23 protein-coding genes are annotated in these 24,197 nt (G+C 41.0%); 15 read left to right on the forward strand and 8 right to left on the reverse strand.

What is annotated here, in order from left to right; all coding sequences use genetic code 11:
* Positions 1 to 35: 35 nt before the first annotated feature.
* The 9 genes from AK823_RS03705 to AK823_RS03745 all read left to right on the forward strand — a co-directional run bounded on the left by AK823_RS03705 (position 36) and on the right by AK823_RS03745 (position 8,486).
* Positions 36 to 1,217, forward strand: a complete 1,182-nt coding sequence (locus AK823_RS03705; protein ID WP_068326299.1) for an O-antigen ligase family protein — start codon at positions 36 to 38, stop codon at positions 1,215 to 1,217.
* 21 nt (positions 1,218 to 1,238) lie between these two features.
* Positions 1,239 to 2,366: a glycosyltransferase family 4 protein gene (locus AK823_RS03710; RefSeq protein ID WP_068326303.1), complete on the forward strand. Its 1,128-nt coding sequence runs from the start codon at positions 1,239 to 1,241 to the stop codon at positions 2,364 to 2,366.
* Positions 2,367 to 2,372: 6 nt separating this feature from the next.
* On the forward strand, positions 2,373 to 2,981 hold the full coding sequence (locus AK823_RS03715; protein WP_068326306.1) for a sugar transferase: 609 nt from the start codon (positions 2,373 to 2,375) through the stop codon (positions 2,979 to 2,981).
* On the forward strand, positions 2,971 to 3,501 hold the full coding sequence (locus tag AK823_RS03720) for a GNAT family protein (RefSeq protein WP_068326309.1): 531 nt from the start codon (positions 2,971 to 2,973) through the stop codon (positions 3,499 to 3,501). The genes AK823_RS03715 and AK823_RS03720 overlap by 11 nt, the downstream gene beginning before the upstream one ends.
* Positions 3,491 to 4,399 (forward strand): pyridoxal-phosphate dependent enzyme, encoded by a 909-nt coding sequence (locus AK823_RS03725; protein ID WP_068326313.1) that lies wholly within the window; start codon positions 3,491 to 3,493, stop codon positions 4,397 to 4,399. The genes AK823_RS03720 and AK823_RS03725 overlap by 11 nt, the downstream gene beginning before the upstream one ends.
* Positions 4,400 to 4,426: 27 nt before the next feature.
* Positions 4,427 to 5,437 carry an ATP-grasp domain-containing protein gene (locus AK823_RS03730; protein ID WP_068326315.1) on the forward strand — a complete coding sequence of 337 codons (1,011 nt, stop codon included), beginning with the start codon at positions 4,427 to 4,429 and terminating at the stop codon, positions 5,435 to 5,437.
* Between the two features lie 46 nt (positions 5,438 to 5,483).
* Entirely contained in the window at positions 5,484 to 6,425 is a 942-nt protein-coding gene (locus tag AK823_RS03735) for a DUF4184 family protein (protein WP_068326318.1), read from the forward strand.
* A gap of 309 nt (positions 6,426 to 6,734) precedes the next feature.
* Positions 6,735 to 7,070, forward strand: coding sequence for a hypothetical protein (locus AK823_RS03740; RefSeq protein ID WP_068326321.1), 336 nt, complete (start codon positions 6,735 to 6,737; stop codon positions 7,068 to 7,070).
* Positions 7,071 to 7,274: 204 nt separating this feature from the next.
* Positions 7,275 to 8,486 (forward strand): DegT/DnrJ/EryC1/StrS aminotransferase family protein, encoded by a 1,212-nt coding sequence (locus AK823_RS03745; protein ID WP_068326324.1) that lies wholly within the window; start codon positions 7,275 to 7,277, stop codon positions 8,484 to 8,486.
* Positions 8,487 to 8,511: 25 nt separating this feature from the next.
* Here AK823_RS03745 and scpB read toward each other — a convergent pair whose 3' ends face one another.
* The 8 genes from scpB to mrdA form a co-directional block, all read right to left on the reverse strand.
* Positions 8,512 to 9,126 carry an SMC-Scp complex subunit ScpB gene (gene scpB, locus AK823_RS03750; RefSeq protein WP_228138905.1) on the reverse strand — a complete coding sequence of 205 codons (615 nt, stop codon included), beginning with the start codon at positions 9,124 to 9,126 and terminating at the stop codon, positions 8,512 to 8,514.
* 56 nt (positions 9,127 to 9,182) lie between these two features.
* Entirely contained in the window at positions 9,183 to 10,004 is an 822-nt protein-coding gene (locus AK823_RS03755) for a segregation/condensation protein A (protein ID WP_068330125.1), read from the reverse strand.
* 219 nt (positions 10,005 to 10,223) lie between these two features.
* Positions 10,224 to 11,303 carry a tryptophan--tRNA ligase gene (locus AK823_RS03760; RefSeq protein WP_068034812.1) on the reverse strand — a complete coding sequence of 360 codons (1,080 nt, stop codon included), beginning with the start codon at positions 11,301 to 11,303 and terminating at the stop codon, positions 10,224 to 10,226.
* Positions 11,304 to 11,438: 135 nt separating this feature from the next.
* Positions 11,439 to 12,530: a lysophospholipid acyltransferase family protein gene (locus AK823_RS03765; RefSeq protein ID WP_068326327.1), complete on the reverse strand. Its 1,092-nt coding sequence runs from the start codon at positions 12,528 to 12,530 to the stop codon at positions 11,439 to 11,441.
* A gap of 272 nt (positions 12,531 to 12,802) precedes the next feature.
* The gene (rpsI, locus tag AK823_RS03770; RefSeq protein ID WP_068034814.1) at positions 12,803 to 13,189 is read right to left on the reverse strand and encodes a 30S ribosomal protein S9; all 387 of its coding nucleotides are present in this window, start codon (positions 13,187 to 13,189) and stop codon (positions 12,803 to 12,805) included.
* A 10-nt stretch (positions 13,190 to 13,199) separates the two neighbouring features.
* Positions 13,200 to 13,628 carry a 50S ribosomal protein L13 gene (gene rplM, locus AK823_RS03775; protein WP_068034815.1) on the reverse strand — a complete coding sequence of 143 codons (429 nt, stop codon included), beginning with the start codon at positions 13,626 to 13,628 and terminating at the stop codon, positions 13,200 to 13,202.
* A gap of 211 nt (positions 13,629 to 13,839) precedes the next feature.
* Positions 13,840 to 14,526 carry a 16S rRNA (guanine(966)-N(2))-methyltransferase RsmD gene (gene rsmD, locus AK823_RS03780; protein ID WP_068034816.1) on the reverse strand — a complete coding sequence of 229 codons (687 nt, stop codon included), beginning with the start codon at positions 14,524 to 14,526 and terminating at the stop codon, positions 13,840 to 13,842.
* A gap of 12 nt (positions 14,527 to 14,538) precedes the next feature.
* Positions 14,539 to 16,530, reverse strand: a complete 1,992-nt coding sequence (gene mrdA, locus AK823_RS03785) for a penicillin-binding protein 2 (RefSeq protein ID WP_068326330.1) — start codon at positions 16,528 to 16,530, stop codon at positions 14,539 to 14,541.
* A gap of 587 nt (positions 16,531 to 17,117) precedes the next feature.
* Between mrdA and AK823_RS03790 the strand changes: the two genes are divergently transcribed.
* The 6 genes from AK823_RS03790 to adk all read left to right on the forward strand — a co-directional run bounded on the left by AK823_RS03790 (position 17,118) and on the right by adk (position 24,125).
* Positions 17,118 to 18,452, forward strand: coding sequence for a hypothetical protein (locus tag AK823_RS03790; protein ID WP_068326333.1), 1,335 nt, complete (start codon positions 17,118 to 17,120; stop codon positions 18,450 to 18,452).
* 309 nt (positions 18,453 to 18,761) lie between these two features.
* Complete coding sequence (locus AK823_RS03795; RefSeq protein WP_068326336.1) at positions 18,762 to 20,777, forward strand: heme lyase CcmF/NrfE family subunit; 2,016 nt, start codon at positions 18,762 to 18,764, stop codon at positions 20,775 to 20,777.
* A gap of 1 nt (position 20,778) precedes the next feature.
* Positions 20,779 to 21,438, forward strand: a complete 660-nt coding sequence (locus AK823_RS03800; protein WP_082785627.1) for a DsbE family thiol:disulfide interchange protein — start codon at positions 20,779 to 20,781, stop codon at positions 21,436 to 21,438.
* On the forward strand, positions 21,435 to 21,992 hold the full coding sequence (locus AK823_RS03805; protein WP_068326339.1) for a cytochrome c-type biogenesis protein: 558 nt from the start codon (positions 21,435 to 21,437) through the stop codon (positions 21,990 to 21,992). The genes AK823_RS03800 and AK823_RS03805 overlap by 4 nt, the downstream gene beginning before the upstream one ends.
* The gene (gene ccmI / locus AK823_RS03810; RefSeq protein WP_068326342.1) at positions 21,989 to 23,269 is read left to right on the forward strand and encodes a c-type cytochrome biogenesis protein CcmI; all 1,281 of its coding nucleotides are present in this window, start codon (positions 21,989 to 21,991) and stop codon (positions 23,267 to 23,269) included. The genes AK823_RS03805 and ccmI overlap by 4 nt, the downstream gene beginning before the upstream one ends.
* Before the next feature lie 199 nt (positions 23,270 to 23,468).
* Positions 23,469 to 24,125: an adenylate kinase gene (adk, locus tag AK823_RS03815; RefSeq protein WP_068326345.1), complete on the forward strand. Its 657-nt coding sequence runs from the start codon at positions 23,469 to 23,471 to the stop codon at positions 24,123 to 24,125.
* The last annotated feature ends 72 nt before the right edge of the window (positions 24,126 to 24,197 follow it).

A 24,197-nucleotide genomic window follows, 5' to 3' on the forward strand; every position in this document is an offset into this window, starting at 1 on the left:
AACAAAAGTTAATACACAATACTGTAGTGAATAATATGAATATAAAAGTTCCTAGTTTTATTAGTTTAAACTCATTTGTATTGACTTCAATACTTGTAATTTTTATTATAAGTTTTTCGAACTTTGCTAATTTGAGAGCGCCTTTAATAGTTGTACACTTTACTTTGTTTTATCTTCTTGTAATGTATAAGCATCAAATAGTAATAATGAATAAAAGTTTAATTGCTATTTTCTTTCTTGTGCTATTTGTCGTAATACAGAGCATCATTTTTCAAGGTAGTCTGTTGATAATAGTTCAGTCAATAGCGTTGGTCTTGTTCTTATTTTTCACCTCTCAAATTGCCTTAGCTGAAGGAAAATCCTTTTATTATAAGGAGCAATACAAAACACTATCTAAAACTCTACTTATACTGCTACCTTTTTTTCTTATAAGTTTTAATAGTTGGTCAGATTTCAGGCAGCCTGGGCTGTTTAGGAATCCCAATATCACCAGTCATCTTTCTGTAATGATATTACCTTTTATCTTATTAGGAATGGATCAGAAAAAGTATAAGACGTTAGCAGTAATAATTGTAATTCTAATTACTACTGTTACTGCCTCTAGAAGTGCAGTATTGGCATTTTCATTAGGTTTATTAACTTATATTTTTGTGACTGTATTTCCGAAAAGTAATTTTTTTACCCTATTTGTATTGTTACTATCTGTATTAGGGATATCTATTTATTCCGTTGAAATTGCAGAATGGGTGTCTGGTAATTTTTCTGGTTTGGCGAGTTCATCTGATTCACGTCTATTAGACACTGGTTACAATGGCCGTGACATATTGATGCAATTAGCGCTCGATAGGTTCAAAAGCCAGCCTATGTTGGGATTAGGTTTTGATGGTGTTAAGTTTGATTTTGGTGGGCATGAGCTTGGTACCCATAACGGATTAGTAGAGATTTTGATAAAGTTCGGAATTATTGGCACTTTTATTTTTACCTTGTTTTGTTTGTCCTTGATATGGATGACATCCAAGCACAATGCTCGATTTAAAGCCGCGACAATTATGTCTCTTGCAACAATATTTTCTTTATCTACAAACAGCTCGACTTTTTTTGTACTTAATTACTTAGCTATCTACCCAATACTTTTAGTTTATTTAGGTTATAGAGTACAAGATGAAAGTTATAAACTACAAAATGAAACTAGAAGAGAGCTTCTGGTCGAACATTAATATCCTTTAATAGAGTAGCTTATGAAGTTTTTAATTATAGCCAGTGTAGCCAATTCATTAGTTGGTTTTCGCAAGCCTTTTATTATAGCCTTATTAGATAAAGGGTTAGAAGTTCATGTGGCTGCTCCAGAGTTGTTAGAAAACCAAACTATAACGTCTGAGCTAAAAGCACTAGGCGCAATCCCTCATAGTATTTCGATGCAACGTACGGGTCTTAACCCGGCAGCGGATACAAAGACCTTGTTTTCAATTTATTCTCTGATGAGAAATATCAAGCCAGACTATATGATGGGATATACCATTAAGCCTGTAATCTATGGGACGCTTGCAGCTTGGTTAGCTCGTGTACCAAAGCGTTTTTCTTTGATTACTGGTTTAGGGTTTGCCTTTACTGGAGGAGAGGACAACAAGCGTAAAAGGGTACGTGCTGTTGCTCAAGGCTTATATCGTACAGCACTGCGTCATTGCCAAATTGTGTTTTTTCAAAATCACGATGATGAAGCATTGTTTTACGAATTGAATATTATCTCTTCGCAGACACATACCTGTGTAGTAAGTGGATCAGGTGTGGATGTGGATGAATTTGATGTTGTGCCTTTTGATACGCAAAAGCCGTTACGCTTTTTATTGATTGCTCGATTATTAGGCGATAAAGGTGTGCGAGAGTACAATCAGGCCGCTCAACAAGTTAAAAAACTACACCCTGAAGTGCAGTTTGATTTAGTCGGTGGTCTTGATGCTAATCCAACTAGTATTACTCAAGCTGAGCTGGATAAATGGATCGAATCGGGTACCATTAATTTCTTAGGTCTCTTAAAAGATGTGCGCCCAGCGATTCAGGCATCTTCAGTCTATGTGTTACCGTCTTATCGTGAAGGTACACCACGTACAGTACTAGAAGCAATGGCAATGGGACGAGCTGTTATTACCACTGATGCACCAGGCTGCCGTGAGACCGTTGTAGATGGTGATAATGGCTTCTTAGTACCTGTTAAAGACGCAGATGCTTTAGCGCAGGCGATGTTACGTTTCATTGAAGAGCCGGAATTGATTGGAAAAATGGGTAAACGTTCACGCGCGATAGCGGAAGAAAAATACGATGTACATAAAGTAAATGCACAAATGATGTCTGCAATGGAATTGGAGTAACGATACATGATAAAGCGACTGTTTGATATTACTGCTGCAACTACGGCATTGATAATTTTATCTCCCGTATATGGACTTGTAGCGTACAAAGTCAAAAAAAACCTTGGTTCGCCAGTCTTATTCAGGCAGGTACGCCCTGGTCTGAATAGCGAACCTTTTGAGATGTTCAAGTTTCGAACTATGACTGATGCTGTTGATTCAGAAGGTAAACCTTTGTCAGATGGGGAGAGAATCACTGATTTTGGTAGATTTTTAAGAAAAACCAGTCTAGACGAACTGCCTGAACTCTTGAATATAATTAAGGGAGATATGAGTATAGTTGGGCCTCGTCCACTACTTATGAAATATCTACCATATTATACTGAAGAAGAAAGTAAACGTCATAGTGTACGACCAGGGTTAACAGGTTTAGCTCAAGTTAATGGCAGAAACATGCTTAATTGGGATGATAGGTTGTCACTAGATAGCTACTATGTTGATAATATGTCGCTCTTGTTGGATGCTAAGATCATCTTAAAAACAGTACTAGTTGTTTTTAATCGTAAAGATATCGCAGAGGTTCCTAGCGATATATTTCCTTCTCTTGATATATATAGGAAAAGTTATGATAGCTAAAGATTTCTCTGCTCAAGATATTGATACTCGGGTGGAATGGATAAATAACCCTGCTATTAACAATTCAATGTATTTTGAATTACCTGCTACTGTTGAGAAAACCCTTAAATGGTATGAGTCTAATATAAATAATAATACTAGAAAGGATTTTTCATTTTTTAATGAAGACAGATTGGTAGCAATGGGAGGTTTGGTGTCAATCGACCATACATCCAAACATGCTGAGCTTTACGTTATGGTCAATCCAAAGTCTCATGGTCAAGGGTGGGGGAAGCAGTCCACTCAGTGGTTACTTTTTTATGGTTTCACCTACTTGAATCTGAATAAAGTTTATTTGTTTACTGACGGAGAGAACGTTAGTGGCTATAGTTTGTACGAGTCTATAGGGATGACTAACGAAGGAACAATGCGTCAGCATAAATTCAAAGATGGTAGTCTTAAAGACAGAAGGATTTATTCAATTTTGGCCACAGAATGGAAGTCTTTAGACTATATAGAGGCTTTTAAATATGCAACTTAATCTAATCCATTCTTTAAAGACAAGTAGCAATCACGATATACATGTATTTCGCGATGACTTGTATCCTTTTTTAGGAGGAGGAAATAAAGGAAGGAAAATAGACTCCATTTCCAAAGATATTGTCGCTCAAGGCTCCACAGCCATTGTAACTACCGGCGGCATTAACTCTAATCATTGTCGTGTGACTGCTATCTATGCCGCCCAAAACAATATGAAATGTACATTAGTTCTTCATGGAGAAGAAAGCACCTTTTATAGGCAACAAGGTAACTCACAAATTATGCGGGATACAGGAGCGAATTTGGTTTTTGTAAAAGACCCTAGCGAGATTTCCAGTAAGATGAACTTAGCCATGCAATTTTATGCAGATGCTAATGAAATGCCATACTATTTGTGGGGGGGAGGGCACTCAACTGTTGGTGCAAAGGCGTACATTGATGCTGTGAGTGAATTGGCAGATTACCGTGACAAAACGAATTGGGCACCCAAATATATTTTTCTTGCATCAGGGACAGGTTCTACACAAGCTGGAGTTATGGCTGGACTAGATAAATATAACTTTTATGACACAACAGTAATAGGTATATCTATAGCTCGAGATCGAGAAAGTGCTGAGAAAATTATTAGCGAGTTTTATGAGAAAGTTTGTTTGCAATATGATATTGAACCTCAACAAAAAACGATTGTTATAGATGATTATCTTTGTGGAGGCTACGAACAATACAACGCGGGCATATCTGCACTTTCTCAAAGCTCGTTACAACAATTTGGATTTATTCTAGACACAACCTATACTGCCAAAGCATTTTATGGAATGCAAAATCACCTTACAAGTAATATCAGTAGTTCGCCCATATTATTTTGGCATACTGGTGGTTTATTGAATTACTTAAAATAACAACTATTAGATGAAAAGTAGGACTTTATGAATATTTTATTCTCATGTGCTGGCCGCAGAAACTATTTACTGCAATACTTTAAAAATGCACTAGCAGGAAGTGGAAAAGTTTTTGCAACCGATTCATCACTTTTAGCACCTACGATGGCTGAGGCGGATGAAGCCTTCTTAGTGCCACCTGTTAACGCTGAGCATTATTTAGAAGTCTTATTAGGCATTTGCAAAGACAACGAGGTAGGGATGGTCATATCACTCAATGATCATGAACTACCTATATTAGCTGCTGCTAAAGATAGGTTTGCAGCAATTGGCACTACGGTAGTTGTCTCAGATTTATCTGTCATTGAGCTCTGTTTTGATAAAGGTTTGACAGAACGTTTCTCAAAAGAGGTAGGTATTAAAACATCGTTGACATTTACTTCTCTTGAGTCTGCGACGCAAGCAATCGAAGCCAAAACTCTACAATTTCCATTATTCGTTAAGCCTCGTTGGGGTTCTGGATCTGCTGGAATTGAGAAAGTTGAAAGCTTACAAGAGTTAAACCTTGCTTGGGAATTCAATAATATTAAGCTGGATCGTTGGGGCTTACGTGTTGGTGATCATCAAGAGTCTGGTTTATTGATCCAGCAAGCATTGCCAGGGCATGAATACGGCATAGACATAATTAACGATTTAGAAGGTAATTATCAAGCCACTTTCGTTAAACAAAAGCTAGGTATGCGGGCAGGTGAAACTGATAAAGCAAAAACGTTAAATTTGCCAGTATTTGAAGAAATTGGACGAAAAATATCGGAAGCCTTAGGACATGTGGGCAATTTAGATTGCGACTTTTTCGTTGATGGTGATGATATTTATTTACTTGAAATGAATCCAAGGTTTGGTGGAGGATATCCTTTTTCTGCTGAAGCAGGTGTGGATGTACCTTCAGCGCTAATTGCATGGGCTTTAGGAAAAGAGCCAAATGCTAGCTGGAAAGACATTAAATTTAATGTTACAACAGCTAAATGTGATCGTTTAGTTAAAGTGTCGGAAGTTTAAAGTAGTATATATTTAATGAATTTTTTCTTTTATAAGTAATCTAGATATGGCTTTTACATTGTCACATATGGCTGCAGCACTGCCATTCTATCGAAGTAAAAACAAAAACCATAGCATGCGTTGGTTTCAGTTTGATGCCTTACTTATTGGTACGATGATGCCAGATCTGCATTATTATATAAATATAGGCAGCTCACTTTCTCGTCAATCACATGAATGGACAGGTTTATTTACCTACAATTTACCGTGGGGTTTAGCTGTATTTACATTATGGTATTGGGGTTTGAAACCTGCCGCCTTTGCACTAGTTCGACCGTTTTTAAAAGAACTTACAGTTGGTAATTTTATCCAACCAAATAAAGAAGTCAATGAAGAGCGCAACAAAGTTCAAAGACGCTTCATTGGTTATGCTGATAAGATTTGGTCATTTGCGAACATTAGAAAAAGAGTAATGCACAAGGTAAAGTCTTTCTATTTGCCAGTAGTATTAGGGCTAATAGTTGGTGCGGCCACGCATCTGATTTGGGACGGTATTACTCATGCCGATGGATTTATTGCACAGCGTATAGATTGGTTACAGTATCCTTTATATTTTTATCCTTTTAAAGGAACAAGCATTGCTAGAATACTACAATATTTAAGCTCAATGGCAGGACTAGTGATTTTGGCATGGTTTGCTACATCACGCTTACAGATTTGGAAGCGTAGTAATAACTCATCTGAACAAGCAACAATCTCAGATGCTGCTGCAAGAACTTTCTTTACGAAGAAACAAAGTCTAACAATCATTGGTTTGATGGCTACTTTATCTTTAGTTTGGATTGTACAGACATCTCTAAAATGGTATCCATCATTGAGCGGTAGTCCATATAGATTTGCTGCGAAAGTATCGGTGAGCGTACTTCCAAATATCGCTGTATTATGTATTGGTTACGCTGTCATTTATCATTTAATTTATTTATCTAGATACGCATTTCGGAAGAAATAAAAATTTGCTATAAAAAATTTTATTTCAGGTTTTTGCTATATTAAAAATTGGATAGAACTTCGTAAACAGCACTTCAACGCAAAATGGCTGACTTATCTAGTTTTTATGTGGATAGACTGAGTATTGAAAATTTTTTCAATACTTTATAATTCAGTAGTCATTGTTAGAGCATTTAATATATATTTGCTCTGATTCTAGTTAGCTTAGTTAATTTAATGTTTGATATGGCTAGAAGTTTGTATTATATTCGGATTAAAGAATATATATAAATCCCACTAAATTATTTATATATCAACACTTGGAAATATCATGATTCTTATACACAATGCGCTTATTAATAATATCAAACGCTCTGAAGCGGCTTATAAGGTCTATCAACAGGGCTTGACCTATCATCAGGCTTTGCATATTTTTCATGCGAATGAAAAAATTTATGAAGAACTTAATTTTTTGCTGAACAATAACAATATAGATATGGCTATGAGTAAAAAAATATTTAATTATATTTTTTATCTCGAAGATTGGTTTTTACAGTTTTCGAAGCTCGAGAATGATATTGATGATATTGAAGATCGCTTTTCTTTTGTGTCATTAAAACATAGTATAGTTTATCCATCGAGCTTCTTAGATGATGTTATCCAATAGGGTATATTATTAATTGGTCGTTATTGTTGTTTCGATATTAACAATATTCTTGAAGGATTTTCAATCATTACTATTTTTCGCATACTGCATATAAAACAATGATGACTCGAACTTAGTCATCATTGTTTTGTAATAAATAACAAAGATAGAATAAAACCAAAAATTATTAATAATTAATTTTCAATACTACAATGAGGAAGTCACATGCTAAATTCACCTTTTTCACCTTGGCCAAGTTTTACCCAAGAAGAGGCTGATGCTGTCAGTAAAGTGCTACTGTCTAATAAAGTAAACTACTGGACAGGCCAAGAGTGTCGTCAATTTGAGCAAGAATTCGCTGATTGGTCAGATAGTAAGTATGCTATAGCCTTGGGCAATGGTACTTTAGCATTGGATGTGGCTTTACAAGCGCTAGAAATCGGCGTAGGTGATGAAGTTATTGTTACTCCGCGTACTTTTATCGCTAGTATCTCTAGTGTGGTCAATGCGGGCGCTACGCCTATATTTGCTGATGTTGATGAGTCTACTGGTAACATTACTCCAGAAACGATCGCTGCGGTTATAACAGACAAAACCAAAGGCATCGTGTGCGTGCATCTAGCAGGCTGGCCATGCGACATGGATGGCATGATGGCGCTTGCAGATAAGCATAATCTATACGTCATTGAAGACTGTGCACAAGCGCATGGCGCTCACTATAAAGGCCGTAGTGTTGGTAGTATTGGTCACATTGGCGCATGGAGCTTTTGCCAAGATAAGATTATGACTACTGGTGGCGAAGGCGGGATGGTCACTACTAATGACGAAAATCTATGGCGTAAGATGTGGGCATATAAAGATCATGGCAAAAGCTACGCTGCTGTATATGAAAAAGAGCACCCACCTGGCTATCGTTGGTTACATGAGAGCTTCGGTACTAACTGGCGGATGACTGAGATGCAAGCGGTCATAGGACGTATTCAGCTTGAAAGGATGTCTGACTGGACGGCTAAGCGTACTGCTAATGCGCAAGCAATCTTACAAGCGTGTACCCAATGGGAAGATAAAGGTTATTTGAATGCGCCAAAGTTAGAAGAAACCCCAGAGTTTGCAGATTCTAAGCATGCATACTACAAGTTATATGTTTATGTGAATGCTGATAATCTGCCTGATGGCTGGTCGCGTGACCGTATCATTGAAGAAATCAGTCAGCTAGAAGTGCCTTGTTTTTCTGGATCGGCATCTGAGGTTTATTTAGAAAAAGCATTCGATGGCACAGGATTGCGCCCTGAAACTAGGTTGCCTGTTGCAAAGGAACTTGGAGAGACTAGCTTAATGTTCTTAGTACACCCAACACTTACCGAAGCCGAAATCGAAAAAACGGTTCAGGCAATAAATACGGTATTTGCTAAAATAGACAGCTCAATTCAAGCATAATATTTGCCATTGTATTAATTAGAACTTAAGATTCGCCACCAATAGCTGATATATCCGGCATTGGTGGCAACTCGTCTAAATTAGTCAGTCCAAATGCATCTAAGAATTGCGCTGTAGTATGTAACAATGCTGGACGACCCAACGTTTCTTTATAGCCATCTTCCTTTATCCAGCCTTTATCAAATAGCTGACGCAATATATTGCTAGATAGGGTCACACCGCGTACATATTCGATGTCGCTGCGTGTCACTGGTTGTTTGTAAGCAATGACGCTCAGAGTCTCAAGCAATGCTTGGCTCAGGCGTTCTTGACGTTGCGGAAAAACGCGTTGTATCAACGCACTATAACTATCTGCTATTTGTAGGCGATAACCGCTGGCAGTCTCATGCAATCTCATAACACCAGCGTCTAAGCGTAGCTGTAATAACTCTAAAGCCTGCTTTAACTCTTTATTAGATAAAGATAAATGCTTCTTGATAGCGTTCGCAGTGAGTGGTGCTTCTGAGGCATGCAACAGTACTTCAATATGTTTGCTCAAATCTTCAAGATAATGATGCTGCTCTTCAAGCGAAGATGATGATGTTGCTGATACCTGGTTTTGCTGCTTAACACCCTGATTCATATCGTCAGTATCTACCATTAAAAATCTGCTCTTTTTGAAATTATAGTTCGTACAAATAAATAAGTAAAAAACGATTAAGCCAGCCACTGTAACGTTAACTGCCCGATTTGATTGTCTGTTGCAGAATGATTAACAACAGCCGTACTTGCTACGGTAGTATCTATGTCTGAATCTGCATTTACTACACCAACTAACTGACGCTTCATCAACTCTAACACCGCAACAAAGCTGACTACCACACCTATCTTACCCTGTGCTTTATCTAATAGCTCATAAAAGGAGCGCATGCCATCAGTGCTTAATTGCCTACTAATACTGGCAATACGGTCAGCAAGTGGTACCGCATCGATCTTGATGGTATGCATTTGATAGTCTGGCTGTAGCTGCATTTTAAACAAGCTATCGATTAATAAGGTAGGTGAGTAGTTCGGTAATTCAGCATTCATAATGTCTTGGCTAGGCATACTCACCATCGCTAAAAACACATCGCGTTCAAGACGGACTAGATTGTCCAAGCGCTGGCTGGCTGCTTTTATTTGCGCATACTCTTCCAAACGCTCAATCAGCTCTGCTTTTGGATCACGCTCATCGCTAGGTGTTTCAGACGAAGGTAGCAGCAGCTCCGTTTTGATCGCAATCAATGTCGAGGCCATCAGTAGATAGTCACCCGCTAACTCAAAATGCTCTGTATCCAACTCACTAATATAAGCCAAGTACTGCTCTGTGATAGGCAATATCGGCATTTGCGTCAAGTCGACGTTGTTTTTTTTGACCAAATATAATAAAAAATCTAATGGCCCAGCAAACTGTTCTAGCCAAATAGCAAACGCTTGCGGTGGCACATAGAGATCTTCAGGCAGCTGCTGCACTGGTGTCTGATAAATGCGCAGAGACATGTCGTGGATAACTGAGCCATCATGTTCGTTGTCATCAGATAGTGACTCAGAGGCTCGATTCACGGCTGCAGACAAGACAGCTTTTGGCAAAGCCGATTGTTTGTTTTCTAGCTCAGTCTGCACGTTTAATATCCGCCCTGATTACGACAAGTTATGATAATCAAATGGTTGTTTGAGCCATATGACTATTCATACAAAATAATTGTTTATATTAAGCCACTATTTAAGTTTGGCAAGCGGACGGATACCAATGGCACGGCGAGTTTTGTCTAGTTGTTTACGGCTATGGCGACGAGCTTTGTCTGCGCCCATTTGTAAGATTTCTTCCAACTCTTTTGGATTGGCCATTAGTTCTTCATAACGAGCACGGAATGGCGCAATCTCGTTATTAATTTTGTCAAACAACACTTGCTTAGCATCACCCCAGCCGATACCTGCGGCATACTGCGCACGCATATCAGCAATCTCTTCAGAAGTAGCAAAGGCTTTGTAAATCTCAAAGATAGCAGAGTCATCAGGATCTTTTGGCTCGGAAGGAAGCTGTGAGTTGGTCACAATTTTCATAATAGCTTTATGCATCTGCTTTTCAGGACTAACTTGCGGATTAGGTTCACCAAATAGAGGAATAGTATTGCTATAGCTCTTACTCATTTTGCGACCATCAAGCCCTGTTAGTAGCGGGATATCTTCATCAACGACCGCTGAGGGTAGCGTAAAGAGGGTTTTATAACGATGGTTAAAAGTACCGGCGATATCACGCGCCATCTCAATATGCTGTACTTGGTCGCGACCTACTGGCACATGGGTAGCATTAAACATCAAGATATCTGCTGCCATCAATACTGGATAACCAAACAGGCCCATCGTAACCCCTTGATCTGGATCGACGTCTGCCTTTTCTGTATTGATATCGACTGCAGCCTTATAAGCATGCGCCCGGTTCATTAACCCTTTGGCACATGAGCAATTTAAAATCCAAGCTAACTCAGAAATCTCAGGTACATCTGACTGACGATAGAAAGTTACGCGCTCAGGATCAAGGCCACATGCAATCCAAGTCGCAGCAATTGCTTTGGTTGACTCATGAATGATAGCAGGGTCATAACAGCCGATAATGCCATGATAATCTGCCAAAAAGAAAAATGCTTCATGATCACTATTTTGAATGGATTCAATCGCTGGACGAATCGCACCAACGTAATTACCCAAGTGTGGAATGCCCGTTGGTTTAATGCCCGTTAGAATACGTTTGGTTTCTTTTTTAGGTATATCTATAGGTGCGTCAGTTTGATTGCTCATGAAAAATCCGTTGTTGGTTTAATTTTTGGTTTATTCGATTATCGTTAATGTGATATCAATCACTTGAGTAAACGACTCGATTTAATGGGGCAAAGTATAGCAAATTTTCCCAGTTATTTTCTTAGGAATAAAAGCCTACTTATAGATATCGGTACGACCTTCAGGGCTATTTTTAAAGCGACGGTGAAACCACATCCACTGAGTTGGATCAATACGAACCAATCCTTCTAGCACTTCATTGACGCGTGTAGCATCAGCGACCTCATCATTACTTGGATAGTTATCCAGTTCTGGTGTAATCGTTAGATGATAATGTGGCCTTTTACCGCTTGGTAGATTATCTGGCGTTTGCCGATAGGTATGCAGTGCCATGAGCGCTGGTGGATGCTGCTTGTCGCCTAACTTGGCCATACGCCGCGAAGCCGTGATAGTGGCTGCTGGCACGCCAAAAAATGGTGCCATCACGCCTTGCTTAAGACCGTAGTCTTGATCGGGAGAGTACCAAATCACATGTCCAGCTTTGATAGAGCTGACTAAACTGCGCATATCACGACTGGAGATTTGCTTGCCAAAAATATTGGTACGACCATTATAAATAAACCAATCGAGTAGAGGATTGTTTTGTGTACGATACATACAGTCTAAGGGAAAAAATTGGGCACAAAACAAGCCACCTAAGTCGAGCATCGTATAATGTGCGCCTAATAAAATAACAGGACGATTTTCATTTTGAGCATTAACTAAATGCTGTAAGCCCGAAATAGAGACAGTGCGGGTAAAGACATTAGGGCGAAACCAAGCGCACAAAGTCTCAAACACACCAATACCTTGATTGACGAAGACTTGCTTGGCCATCAGTTCACGCTCGGCTTCTGGCTTCTCTGGAAAAGCCAGCTTTAGATTAATCAGCGTATCACGTCGCCGCGAGCCTGCAATTTTATAAATCAAAATACCGAGCTTACGACCCAACCAAAACTGCCAACGTAGCGGTAGATATATCATCGGTAAAAAAATAACCAATAATAACCAAATCCCCCAGTATTTAGGCAATAAAAATTGCCACTGAAACGGCTTTTTTTCTGCTTGCGCAGTACGTTTATGAGTTTGCGTAATTGTTGGCGTACCAATAGGTATTGCTGGCGATTTAGCAGACTGCTGCATGCTCTGCGGCGGCGTGCTACTCTTTAAGGATGGTTTACTCGGATCGTATTGTTCGGGCGCTTTCATAGTGTCCTTTTGCAGCAAAGGTTTATAGCATCGGGGCTAATGATGAAAAGTTATTATTATGATGGGGTAGCGGTAGCCTGTTTGCAAGTTAGTTTTATCAAAGCGCATTTATAGAAAGGTAAATATTTAACAGCTTTTTCCAATACGCATAAAAAAACCTTATAAGCTGTGACCAGCTTATAAGGTTTTGCAAATCTATTCTTTTACTTGCTGCTGTTACTGTAACTCTGAGATAAAGACAATAACAGCAAGAAAATAAGAGATAGCTTTGATTAACGTTTTGAGAATTGTGGACGTTTACGTGCTTTACGTAGGCCCAATTTCTTACGTTCAACTTGACGTGAATCACGAGTAACAAAGCCAGCTGCTTTTAGCGCAGGCTTGTTAGTATCGTCAAGCTCGATTAGTGCACGAGTGATACCGTGGCGAATAGCGCCCGCTTGACCACTAATACCACCACCTTTAACAGTAATAAAAAAATCATATGCGTTAGAAGAATCAAGTAGCTCTAATGGCTGACGAACAACCATACGTGAAGTTTCACGGCTAAAATATTCATCAAGTGGCTTGCCGTTAACGACAATGCTACCAGTACCTTTCGCTAAAAAGACACGAGCAGTAGACGTCTTGCGGCGACCAGTTCCGTAATTGCGTTCCATAAGTGACTCCTTAGATGTCTAGTTCTTTAGGTTGCTGTGCAGTATGTGGATGTTCAGTACCTGCATATAGCTTTAGCTTCTTAATCATCGCATAGCCAAGAGGACCTTTTGGAAGCATACCCTTAACTGCTTTGTGTAGAACATCTTCAGGCTTATGTGCAATCAGCTTTGTGAAGTTGGTTTCTTTAATACCGCCTGGGTAGCCACTGTGACGATAATACTTTTTATCTTGTGCTTTTTTACCCGTTACCGCGATTTTTTCTGCGTTGATGACAACAATAAAGTCACCAGTATCTACGTGCGGAGTATAAGAAGTCTTATGCTTGCCACGTAAGCGAGTAGCAATTTGAGTGGCTAAGCGACCAAGGGTTTTGCCGTCAGCATCTACGACATACCAGTCATGGGTCACTTCAGCTGGTTTTGCACTAAGTGTTTTCATGATAAAACCTTAAAATTAGAATTCGTTGAGAGTTTAGCTGGGAACGGGGCTCTCAAAAAACAGACTGCACATTATAAGCAGTAGCGCCTACGCTTGCAAGCTGCATTGGGGTTTATTTTCGCCTTATATACATTAAACTGCAGCGTTGGCCAGTTTTTTAGCGGTTTTAAACATTTGTAAAATTTGTTAATCGTTTTTATTAACCAGACAATTATGACGATGATAGACGATAAAGTCCAGCGACAACTTGTCCGACTTTGGTCTGCTTGAGACATTCAAACCTTTTTAAGCCTTGCATTGCAGGTAATAAGCTAAGAGACTCGATCAATTCAGCTAATTGTTTATTTAAATCTTTATCAGCTTCTAAATAAATCAGCGTTTCTGTCGTAATTAATAACTGTTCAATTAAGGCAGTTAAAATGGGTTGCCATAAATCCTTTGCATAGGGTGGGTCAATAAAAACGATATCGAACGGATGCTTGAAATTACTATTCTGAGATAAGACCTGCTCAGCGTTACCGTGAAAAACTTGATAGCTATCAGTATCGATGTTCAACTGCTGCGCGCTTTGCAGTAGCATTTGGTATTGGGCTTGATTGGTTTCAATGAAGGTGCAATGCGCCGCGCCGCGAGATAACGCCTCAAAGCCCAACACCCCGCTACCTGCACAGCTATCTAGTACACGTGCGCCATGCATGTCGGCAAGTAGCCAGTTAAACAGCGTCTCCCGCAAGCGATCTGGGGTCGGTCGCAAGCCATCAGCATCGATAAAATTTATGCTACGACGTTTAAACTGCCCGCCGATAATACGCACATTACCAGCAGAAACTGGTTTTTTATGAGTCGCATTACGCTTAGTGCTACGCGATGCTGATGCTTTTGTCGTTGTTTTTTTCATAATTGTTATTCTTTATTCGGTCGCTGTAGTGGTTGCTGCTTCCGCTTCTGTCTGTTCTTTTAATTTTTCTGCCCGTGCTTGTTCTTGGTCGCGGATGGCATCACGAGCGGCTTTGTCCAATGCCTTTTGACGTTTAATAGCTTTTAACTCATCAGGAGTTGGTGGCAAGATGGGGTCGCTTTTGCGCTGTAATACCCAATAATCGAATAGAGCACGTCCGATGGGAGCCGCTACTGCGCTACCGCCGCCACCATTTTCAACCAATACAGCGAGAGCGATTTGTGGGTCTTCAACAGGGGCAAAACCATTAAACCAAGCATGATCCCAATGGCGCTTGTCTATCGCAGATTTATCGTAGCGTTTACCTTGAGCGATAGATTTAACCTGTGCCGTACCAGTCTTGCCAGCGATACGGTAGCGCGGCGTGTAAATACCGCGAGCAGTACCAGCTTTGACCGTCTCTTCCATCGCATCATGCATACGCGTCCAGTCAGAGGGCTTGCCATTATAATCAATTTTACCATCGGGCTTGGTAATGACGTTGACCTCTGCTGCACCATCACTGTCTTTTAACAAATGCGGCGTTATATGATAGCCCTTGTTAGCCGTCATAGCAGTCGCATTAGCAATCTGTAGCGGTGTGACTAGGAAGTAGCCTTGCCCAATACTGACAGAGATAGTCTCACCTGGTAGCCAGCCTTTATCGTAGGTGTCTTTTTTCCACTTCGGTGAGGGCATAATGCCAGACTTCTCATTGGGCAAATCAATTCCCGTCTCTTCACCAAAACCAAAGCGCACCATCCAATCATGTAAACGCTGGATACCCATCTCATAAGCGAGTTTATAATAATAAGTATCGACTGACATGACGATAGATTTCTTTAAATCTACCGAGCCATGACCGCCACGTTTCCAATCACGAAAACGATGCGAGTCACCAGGTAAGCTAAAATAACCGGGATCATAGATAGTCGTATTCCAATCTCGCAATCCATAGTGTAGCGCACCTAAACCTTCAAATGGTTTAATGGTAGAGGCAGGTGGGTACATACCTTGTAGGGCGCGATTATAGAGGGGCTGATCAAGATCATCTTGTAGCGCCCCATAATCTTTAAAGGAAATGCCAGAAATAAAAGGGTTAGGGTCGTAACTTGGATTACTCACAAATGCGAGTACGTCACCATTTTTTGGATCTATCGCTACAATGGCACCGCGGCGACCGTCAAGCTGCTGCTGGGCGATCGTTTGCAAGCCATAATCTAAGCTCAAGGTAATATCGTTACCAGAAACTGGCGGCTTGGTATCTAATTGACGCAGAATATTACCATGGACATCGGTTTCTACCGATTGGTAGCCCGGTTGGCCAAGCAAGATATCTTCATAAAAGTCTTCAATACCAATTTTGCCGATAAGGTCAGTACCAGCATAACGATCTTTATCGATACGCTTAGTTTCTTTGTCGTTGATACGCCCAACATAGCCGATAACGTGTGCGAATAGCTCATCGTAGGGGTAGGAGCGGGTCAGTTTACTCTGAATGGTAACGCCACGGAAAAACGGTTTACGCTCACTAAACTGTGCCAGTTGCTTATCTGTTAAATCAATCTTGACGGTCACCGGATCATTTTTGCTTTTACTCAACCGCGCCAAAATATCAGTAATATCAGTATCTGTTAGATCAAAAATAGGGGCAAGCAAGTTTAAAGTACGTTCTGGGTCTTCTACTTCATCGGGGCTGAGCATGGCAGTGAACACAGGCTGATTGTCAGCGAGCAAAATACCATTACGATCATAGATATAGCCACGGCTTGGCGGTGCAGATATGAGCTTGATACGATTATTGTCTGCCTGAGTCTTGTATTTGTCATGCGCATACACTTGCAGGTATCCATAACGCAGTAATAACACACACATACCCAAAAAAATTAACAAACCAAAAATGAGAATACGGCGCGTAAAAATGCGGTTAACATTTTCGGCATCTGGGATAAGCGATTTATTCATGTAAAGTTAGTACCAATGAGCGCAGTGGATAAAGAAGGAATTACCCTAATAGAGAGAATAATGTTACCAGTCATTAGGTCAAGTGCTAGTCATATAAAAATGATAAAATCAACAATTTCAATTACATAGTGTAGGTAGTCTGACAATAATTAAGCATAAGTTGGAGTATATATTGACGTTGTCACTATGGGACAAATTATAACAGAATGAAATAAGTTACGCTGAATTTGCCAACTTATTTCTTATGTGCTTCTTACATGCTAGTGACAGCATTGCTCATAGGCCATTGTATGCACTCGATAATTGGTATCAGACACAAATTGGACAGATGATATTGTCATCTCTAGTCACAACTTGACTAGGGCGGATATGTGCTAATAAATGGCAAGTATGCTAAAATCAGGCGATTTATTTTATAGTGTTTAATTGTCATTAAAGCGCTATTTTTATCAGGATCTGTTGCACATTCAAATGTGGTACTGGCAGTCCTAATACTTGAATGTGTAACAGACCCTAAGCGTTTCTTAATAACTCTAACAAAAGACAACAGATTAACGATAATCGTTACGTCAGAGGTAAAAAGAGTCATGGTCGCAACCTCAATATGGCAGACGCTCGCTGAGCATCCAGAATTTTTTGCCATGCTGACCATTCCACCAGTGACCGCATTTGTCACATGGTTGCATGTATGGATGGCATTGAAAATGCTGTTTTACCCCATTAAGTTTTGGGGTATTCGTATACCTAATTTCCCTTTTTTTGGGTTACCTGGAATTGGCTGGCAAGGTATTGTCCCGCGTAAAGCTGGCAAGATATCTGGGGTTATCGTTGATCAGACGCTCTCAAAGCTTGGCTCACTAGACGAGTTTGTTCAAGCGATGGAACCTGAGCAAATGGCTGTTTTTATTACTGATACAGTAGATAAAAATATTGAGCCGCTCATCGACGAGATTATGCTCGAGCATTCAGGGGCGCTATGGGGCAACCTGCCTTATGCTCTAAAGCGCCGTATTTATGCCCAAGCGCATCAAGAGCTACCAGAGATTATGCAATCGTTGGTGACTGATCTGACTTACCATGTCGAAGATTTGGTCGATATGCGTCAGATGATCGTCAATAAGATGGAAAGCGATCGACGTTTAATGGTCAATATGTTCCTAAAAGTTGGCCAACGTGAGATCAACTTTATTTGGCATATCAGCGCTTTGATTGGGTTGATTTTTGGCATTATTCAGATGTTTATTTTCTTAGTTGTACCGCAGCATTGGACGGTACCGTTTTTCGCGGCTGTTTGGGGCTTGTTGACTAACTGGATTGCAATTTGGATGGTATTTAATCCAGTAGAGCCGCATTTTATCCCTTATGTGAAGGTTTTTGAACGTTGTGCTGGTTTTCCGTTTATTAAGCCAAGGCTGCCACATATCGCTCAGTTCCGTTTCCAAGGCGGCTTTATGAAACGTCAAGAAGAAGTGTCTGAGGTTTTCGCTGAGATTGTTGTTACTGATTTAGTGACTCTAGAGAACATTATGAATGAGATGATGTATGGTGATCGTGCTGCGCTAACGCGTGAGTTGATGAAGTCGCATCTTTATCAAGTGTTAGAGTCGCCAGTGGTCAGAACGACCTTGCGTATGGGGCTGGGTCGCCGTGAATATGGTCAATTAAAGAATACGATCATTGATAAGTCGATTACTGCTACCATGGTGCCGCTACGAGATCCTGAACTTAATGAGAGTCGTGCCAGTAAAATATTCGGTCTGTTTCGCGATCGTATCAGAGCCTTGTCACCTTATGAGTTTCAAAACTTATTACGTCCAGCGTTTCGTGAAGATGAGATGACACTAATTGTATTAGGCGGCTTGACTGGATTTTTGGCAGGTTGGTTACACCTTGTTTTGGTGTTCTTTCCAGCGGTGCAATAGCAGATAACTTGATAATAAAAAAGATATCAAGAGAAAATATGCTTTACAATTATAGACTTAGAATAATATAAGACATGAACTAACATGAAAAAAAACAGCATTAAGTTATAAAACAATATTAAGTTATATAGTCAATCCAAGATAATGTCGTTACAAGGAAGCTGAGCGCAAGCCATACATTGTTGTGGTTAGCGAGGTTACCGTTGTAGCGATTTTTAATGGGCAGGCTATAGGTGCTTTTAAACCAATAAAAAGCCCAATCCGCCACAGTAAACTATGACCGTATTAGGGTAAACAGGGTTAGATTGTATGTTAATCACAGAATTGGGTTATTTTGCCTTACTAGCCGCCTTTGTGTTGGCTATTTTACAGGTAGTATTACCAACTATTGGCGTTATGCGCAACCAAGTCGCTTGGCAGCGTCTGGCCCCAAGTTTGGCTTGGGCGCAGTTTGCCGCGATGATAGTATCGTTTTCAGCGTTGATGGCAGGCTTTTATTACAATGATTTTAGCCTTGTCTATGTCGCGCAGCACTCCAACACTTTGTTGCCTTGGTATTACAAATTATCGGCAACTTGGGGCGGGCATGAAGGGTCTCTACTGCTGTGGATGACCATCATGGCGACATGGTGCGCGCTAGTATCTTACTTTAGCCGCGGTTTGCCGTTATCAATGCGAGCACGAGTATTAGTCATCTTGGCAGCGGTACAGATGATGATGCTAGCGATGTTGATTTTTACCTCATCACCATTTAATCGTACCTTACCGAACATACCTGTTGATGGTGCAGATCTAAACCCTGTGCTGCAAGATTTTGGTCTGATTATTCATCCGCCTATGCTGTATATGGGCTATGTGGGCATGGTCGTGCCGTTTGCCTTTTGTATGGCAGCATTGTGGGAAGGGCGCTTGGATGCGGTGTGGACACGTTGGTCACGTCCGTGGGCACTAGCTGCTTGGGGGTTTTTAACCATCGGTATCGCCTTAGGCTCATGGTGGGCTTATTATGAGCTTGGCTGGGGCGGTTGGTGGTTTTGGGATCCAGTAGAGAACGCATCATTGATGCCGTGGCTCGCTGGTACTGCGCTGCTACATTCGTTAGCGGTTACTGAAAAGCGCGGTGTATTCAAAGCATGGACGATCATGCTAGCGATTTTCGCTTTTGCGCTGAGTTTACTAGGAACGTTTTTGGTACGTTCAGGGGTCATTACTTCGGTGCATTCGTTCGCCGCCGATCCGACACGTGGTTTAGTCATTCTAGTCATCCTTGGCATTATCGTGGGTGGTGGTCTATTAATGTTTGCGGTACGTGGTTGGCGATTGACGGTTGAGAGTCAATATCAGCTGATTTCACGTGAGTCATTTTTGGTTATCAATAACGCCATTATTTTAATTGCCACATTAGTCGTGCTGCTTGGTACTCTCTATCCGATCATTGCAGACGCCTTCAATTTAGGTCAGGTATCAGTCGGCCCTCCTTACTTTAATGCTTTGTTTGTACCTCTGACTTGGTTGCTACTAGTCGCAATGGGTATGGGCTCTAATATTCGCTGGAAAAAAGACAAGCGTCCATTGTTGGGCGTCGGTATGGTTATCGCAGTCAGCAGTCTGGTATTAGCAGCGATTATTGCTTATTTTGTCCATCCATCATCTATGCTTAATATCGGCGTAACCTTAGCTGTAAGCTTTTGGGTGCTACTATGGATGATTATCGATTTTAGAGATAAGACTAAGAATGCGCCAAATGTAGTGAATGGTCTACGTCAATTACGTCTTAGCTATTGGGGTCAGCAAACCGCACATATTGGGGTTTTAATCGCAGTAATTGGGATTGCCTTTACCAGTAGTTTAAGTATCGAGCGTGATGTGGCGTTAGGGCCAAATGATACCGTCAACGTCCAAGGTTATGATTTTACCGTGAAAGACTTCCGTGAGGTCAAAGGCAGTAACTTTGATGCTATTCAAGCGGAGGTTGAGATAACTAAAGACGGACGCGCTGTCACGACTTTATATCCTGAAAAACGTACCTATATCATTAGTATGATGCCGATGACTGAAGCGGCCATTGATGCCAGTCTCATGCGCGATTTATATGTAGCGCTTGGTGAGCCGATCGCTGAAGATAGTAATCAATGGGCTGTACGTATCTACGTGAAACCTTTGATTCGCTGGATATGGCTAGGTTCGATTATCATGGCTTTAGGTGCACTGATCAGCATGTTTGATAAACGCTATCGCATTAAAAAAGCCAAATCACCGCATCAAGTTGCTGATGATACTGTAGTTAGTACGGCGACACCTGTTGCAACGCTTGGGGAGAAGTAAGATGAATGAATCAGACAACACCACTAATCCCAATAAGCAGAATGACAATGAACGCCGTCATAAAACTATCAAAAAAAAGCAATTAAAAGTATGGTTTCTAATTCCACTTATCGTGTTCTTAGGACTGATGGTAATGCTTTATATGCGTTTAGGTAAGCCTACCGATATTGTAGCGAATATGGCTCTTGAGCGTCCTGTTCCTACTTTTGAGCTGCCATTATTAGCAGATACTAGCCGTATCATGACTAATGATAATTTACCTGATGAGCCGTTTTTGATGAACATTTGGGGCTCTTGGTGTCCAACTTGTATCATTGAGCATCCGTTTCTTATGCAGCTAGAGGAGCGTGGTGTTAATTTGGTAGGTATTAATTATAAAGATGATATTGGTGATGCATTCAGCTATTTGAACCGAGGTGGCGATCCTTTTTCAATGTCTATTCAAGATCTGTCAGGTCAGTTTGCTTTAGACTTAGGTCTGACAGGCGCACCTGAAACTTTTACAGTCGATGGGGACGGCATCATCCGTCAGCATATCATTGGTGAAGTTAATGAAGCCAATTGGCAAGAACGCATTAAGCCTTGTTTGACAGTACTCAATGAGGCTAACAAAAATGGTAATCGTCCAGATCCAAGTCAGGTTGGGGAGGCATGCAAATGAAGGCTACTCAGATAAGAACCGCTACAGTATTAAGGCTAGTAAGCTTTGTACTGGCATGTCTACTCAGCATGACCGCTTATGCGGCAATCGATGTTTATGACTTTGACTCAGTGCAGCAAGAAGCTCAGTATCGTGGTCTCATCGAGGAGCTGCGTTGTCCTAAATGTCAAAACCAGAACCTTGCAGGGTCTGATGCACCTATTGCGCAGGATTTAAAGCAAAAAGTTTACGATTCTGTTAAAGATGGGCGCAGTGATGCTGAAATACGCAGCTATATGCAAGAGCGTTACGGTGATTTTATTACCTACAAGCCACCTGTGCGTCCGTCAACATGGATACTATGGTTTTTTCCGCCACTATTATTGATTGTTTTGATTACTGGCTGGTTTTGGCAGAGTAAACGTCGACAGCTGGTAGCAAGTGGTGATAGCGGTACGATAGTCGATAGTACTGTCGCTGCTTTAACCCCTGCAGAAAAGGCTGAACTGGATCGTCTATTATCACGTACGAATAGCACTGATTATGACATCACAAGCACAGAGGACAAAAAATGACCGTATTTTCTACTGCTGGCTTATTTATTGCCCTAAGCTTACTTATTGCCTTAATACTTGCTGTCATCGTTATTACACCATGGCTACGCGCTACGCGCATAAAAAATAAGCCCGTAGATAACCAACTATTAGATATTAACGTGGCAGTATTCCGTGAACGTTTAGCGGAGCTTAAAACCGACAAAGACAGCGGCACCATTGATGATAACCATTACCAAAATCAAAAGCTTGAGCTTGAGCGCCAGCTATTAGATGCCCAGCGTGAAGCAGATCAGATGGTGAACCCTGGTATCAAAAGCCGTTTAATAATTACTATCTGGGTACCCGTATTGGCAGCGATGGCGTATTTATTGATTAGCGATCGCACACCAGTATTTGAGCTATGGCAAGCAGAAGATAAAGTTGGCCAAGTAGCTGACGACTTATTGACTGGTAAGATTGATCAGCCACCAGAGTGGGCTATTGAAGATGGCCGTCAGCTGATTACGGCTATGCAGACCAACGTCCATCGTCATGCTGATGACCCTAATCGCTGGATGCGCTTGTCAGAGCTGTTTTTATCGCTTGAAGTGACTGACTCTGCATTAGAAGCTTTATCTAGGGCATATCGTCTATCTCCTGATAATGAAGAGATTGCGACCACTTATGCGCAGATTAGCTTTTTTGCGAACGAAGGCCAGCTAGATGCTACTAGTCGTCGCGTACTACAAGATGTATTAGCCAACAACCCACAGCATGAGGGCGCACAGATGCTGATGGCAATGGGTGAAGCACGTGCTAGTAACTTTGAGCAGGCAGAAGGCTGGATTCAGAGATTACGTGCTAGTATTGCTGCCAAGCCGGGTGATCATACAAAAGCGTTGACCAGCCTAGATGAGCTAAGTGCCAATGTGAAAGCACAGCAGCAACAAGCGGCTGAGGGTGTTAATGTAACGGTGAAGGTCAATTCTAGCTTATTACCATTAGTCAAAGGTGATGACGTGCTATTTGTTGCCATTCGTGATGTTAATGGCGGCCCACCATTTGCAGCCAAGCGTTTGCCTATTAGTGTGATTCAGCAAGGTGAGGCCAGTATTAGCTTAAGTGATCTTGATGCTATGATGCCTGAGCGGACGATACAATCGGCACGTGCGGCAAAAACTCAACTGGCTGTTATTGCTCGTATCAGCCATAGTGGTAATGCAAGTGCAGAGTCAGGGGACTTATCTGGCAACCCAGTCGTGATTAGTGCCGATCAAAAACAAGTTAACGTTGAAATAAATCAGCAGATACCGTAACTTTTGAAAAGCCTCATGACATAAGCGCTGTAGCGTATTACTGCGGCGCGCAATTGCGTTACATGAACAGATAAGTCATATCTACAGGCGACACTAGTACTAAAAATACTTGAGCTTTATAAAGCCACAAGGTAAGGTATATCCGGCATTCACGCAATTAACCAATCCCCAAATCCCATCCATCAAGGAGAGACGTATTATGATGCGTATTATTTTGCTAGGTCCACCTGGCGCCGGTAAAGGCACCCAAGCACAGTTTATCTCTAAAGAATTTGATATCCCGCAAATCTCGACTGGCGATATGCTACGTGCAGCGATTAAAGAAGGTAGCGAGCTTGGTAAACAAGCTGAAGGCATTATGAATGCAGGTGGACTGGTCTCTGATGATCTTATCATCAACCTAGTAAAAGAGCGTATCTCTAAGCCTGATTGTGCTAATGGCTGCATTCTTGATGGTTTTCCGCGTACAATCCCCCAAGCCCAAGCGCTTGCAGACGCAGACGTTGCTATCGATCATGTGATTGAGATCAGTGTACCTGATGATGAGATCGTAAAACGCCTATCTGGTCGTCGCCAGCATCCAGGTTCAGGCCGTGTATATCATGTCGATCATAATCCACCGAAGCAAAATGGTATCGACGATGTGACCGGTGAAGCACTTATCCAACGTGAAGATGACAAAGAATCTACTATTCGTGAGCGCCTTGCAACTTATCATCAGCAGACGTCAACCTTGGTTGGTTTTTATCAAGATAAAGCCAAAGAGGGCGAGAATGCGCCTAAATATGACAAGTTCGATGGCACGCAAGCTATTGATGATGTTAAGCAGCAGATATTGTCAGCGTTAAAAGGTTAATTCGTTTTACGGATATTCTGTATACTGAATTATACTAACGAAGACCCTGCTTATTGGCAGGGTTTTTTAATG

This window comes from Psychrobacter sp. P2G3, from assembly GCF_001593285.1.
In the GTDB taxonomy this organism is placed as follows: Bacteria; Pseudomonadota; Gammaproteobacteria; order Pseudomonadales; family Moraxellaceae; genus Psychrobacter.

Coding starts and splice junctions, on each gene's coding strand:
- AK823_RS03705 (WP_068326299.1), top strand. CDS start 36: ATGAATATAAAAGTTCCTAGTTTTATTAGTTTAAACTCATTTGTATTG.
- AK823_RS03710 (WP_068326303.1), top strand. CDS start 1,239: ATGAAGTTTTTAATTATAGCCAGTGTAGCCAATTCATTAGTTGGTTTT.
- AK823_RS03715 (WP_068326306.1), top strand. CDS start 2,373: ATGATAAAGCGACTGTTTGATATTACTGCTGCAACTACGGCATTGATA.
- AK823_RS03720 (WP_068326309.1), top strand. CDS start 2,971: ATGATAGCTAAAGATTTCTCTGCTCAAGATATTGATACTCGGGTGGAA.
- AK823_RS03725 (WP_068326313.1), top strand. CDS start 3,491: ATGCAACTTAATCTAATCCATTCTTTAAAGACAAGTAGCAATCACGAT.
- AK823_RS03730 (WP_068326315.1), top strand. CDS start 4,427: ATGAATATTTTATTCTCATGTGCTGGCCGCAGAAACTATTTACTGCAA.
- AK823_RS03735 (WP_068326318.1), top strand. CDS start 5,484: ATGGCTTTTACATTGTCACATATGGCTGCAGCACTGCCATTCTATCGA.
- AK823_RS03740 (WP_068326321.1), top strand. CDS start 6,735: ATGATTCTTATACACAATGCGCTTATTAATAATATCAAACGCTCTGAA.
- AK823_RS03745 (WP_068326324.1), top strand. CDS start 7,275: ATGCTAAATTCACCTTTTTCACCTTGGCCAAGTTTTACCCAAGAAGAG.
- scpB (WP_228138905.1), bottom strand. CDS start 9,126: ATGGTAGATACTGACGATATGAATCAGGGTGTTAAGCAGCAAAACCAG.
- AK823_RS03755 (WP_068330125.1), bottom strand. CDS start 10,004: ATGTCTCTGCGCATTTATCAGACACCAGTGCAGCAGCTGCCTGAAGAT.
- AK823_RS03760 (WP_068034812.1), bottom strand. CDS start 11,303: ATGAGCAATCAAACTGACGCACCTATAGATATACCTAAAAAAGAAACC.
- AK823_RS03765 (WP_068326327.1), bottom strand. CDS start 12,530: ATGAAAGCGCCCGAACAATACGATCCGAGTAAACCATCCTTAAAGAGT.
- rpsI (WP_068034814.1), bottom strand. CDS start 13,189: ATGGAACGCAATTACGGAACTGGTCGCCGCAAGACGTCTACTGCTCGT.
- rplM (WP_068034815.1), bottom strand. CDS start 13,628: ATGAAAACACTTAGTGCAAAACCAGCTGAAGTGACCCATGACTGGTAT.
- rsmD (WP_068034816.1), bottom strand. CDS start 14,526: ATGAAAAAAACAACGACAAAAGCATCAGCATCGCGTAGCACTAAGCGT.
- mrdA (WP_068326330.1), bottom strand. CDS start 16,530: ATGAATAAATCGCTTATCCCAGATGCCGAAAATGTTAACCGCATTTTT.
- AK823_RS03790 (WP_068326333.1), top strand. CDS start 17,118: ATGGTCGCAACCTCAATATGGCAGACGCTCGCTGAGCATCCAGAATTT.
- AK823_RS03795 (WP_068326336.1), top strand. CDS start 18,762: ATGTTAATCACAGAATTGGGTTATTTTGCCTTACTAGCCGCCTTTGTG.
- AK823_RS03800 (WP_082785627.1), top strand. CDS start 20,779: ATGAATGAATCAGACAACACCACTAATCCCAATAAGCAGAATGACAAT.
- AK823_RS03805 (WP_068326339.1), top strand. CDS start 21,435: ATGAAGGCTACTCAGATAAGAACCGCTACAGTATTAAGGCTAGTAAGC.
- ccmI (WP_068326342.1), top strand. CDS start 21,989: ATGACCGTATTTTCTACTGCTGGCTTATTTATTGCCCTAAGCTTACTT.
- adk (WP_068326345.1), top strand. CDS start 23,469: ATGATGCGTATTATTTTGCTAGGTCCACCTGGCGCCGGTAAAGGCACC.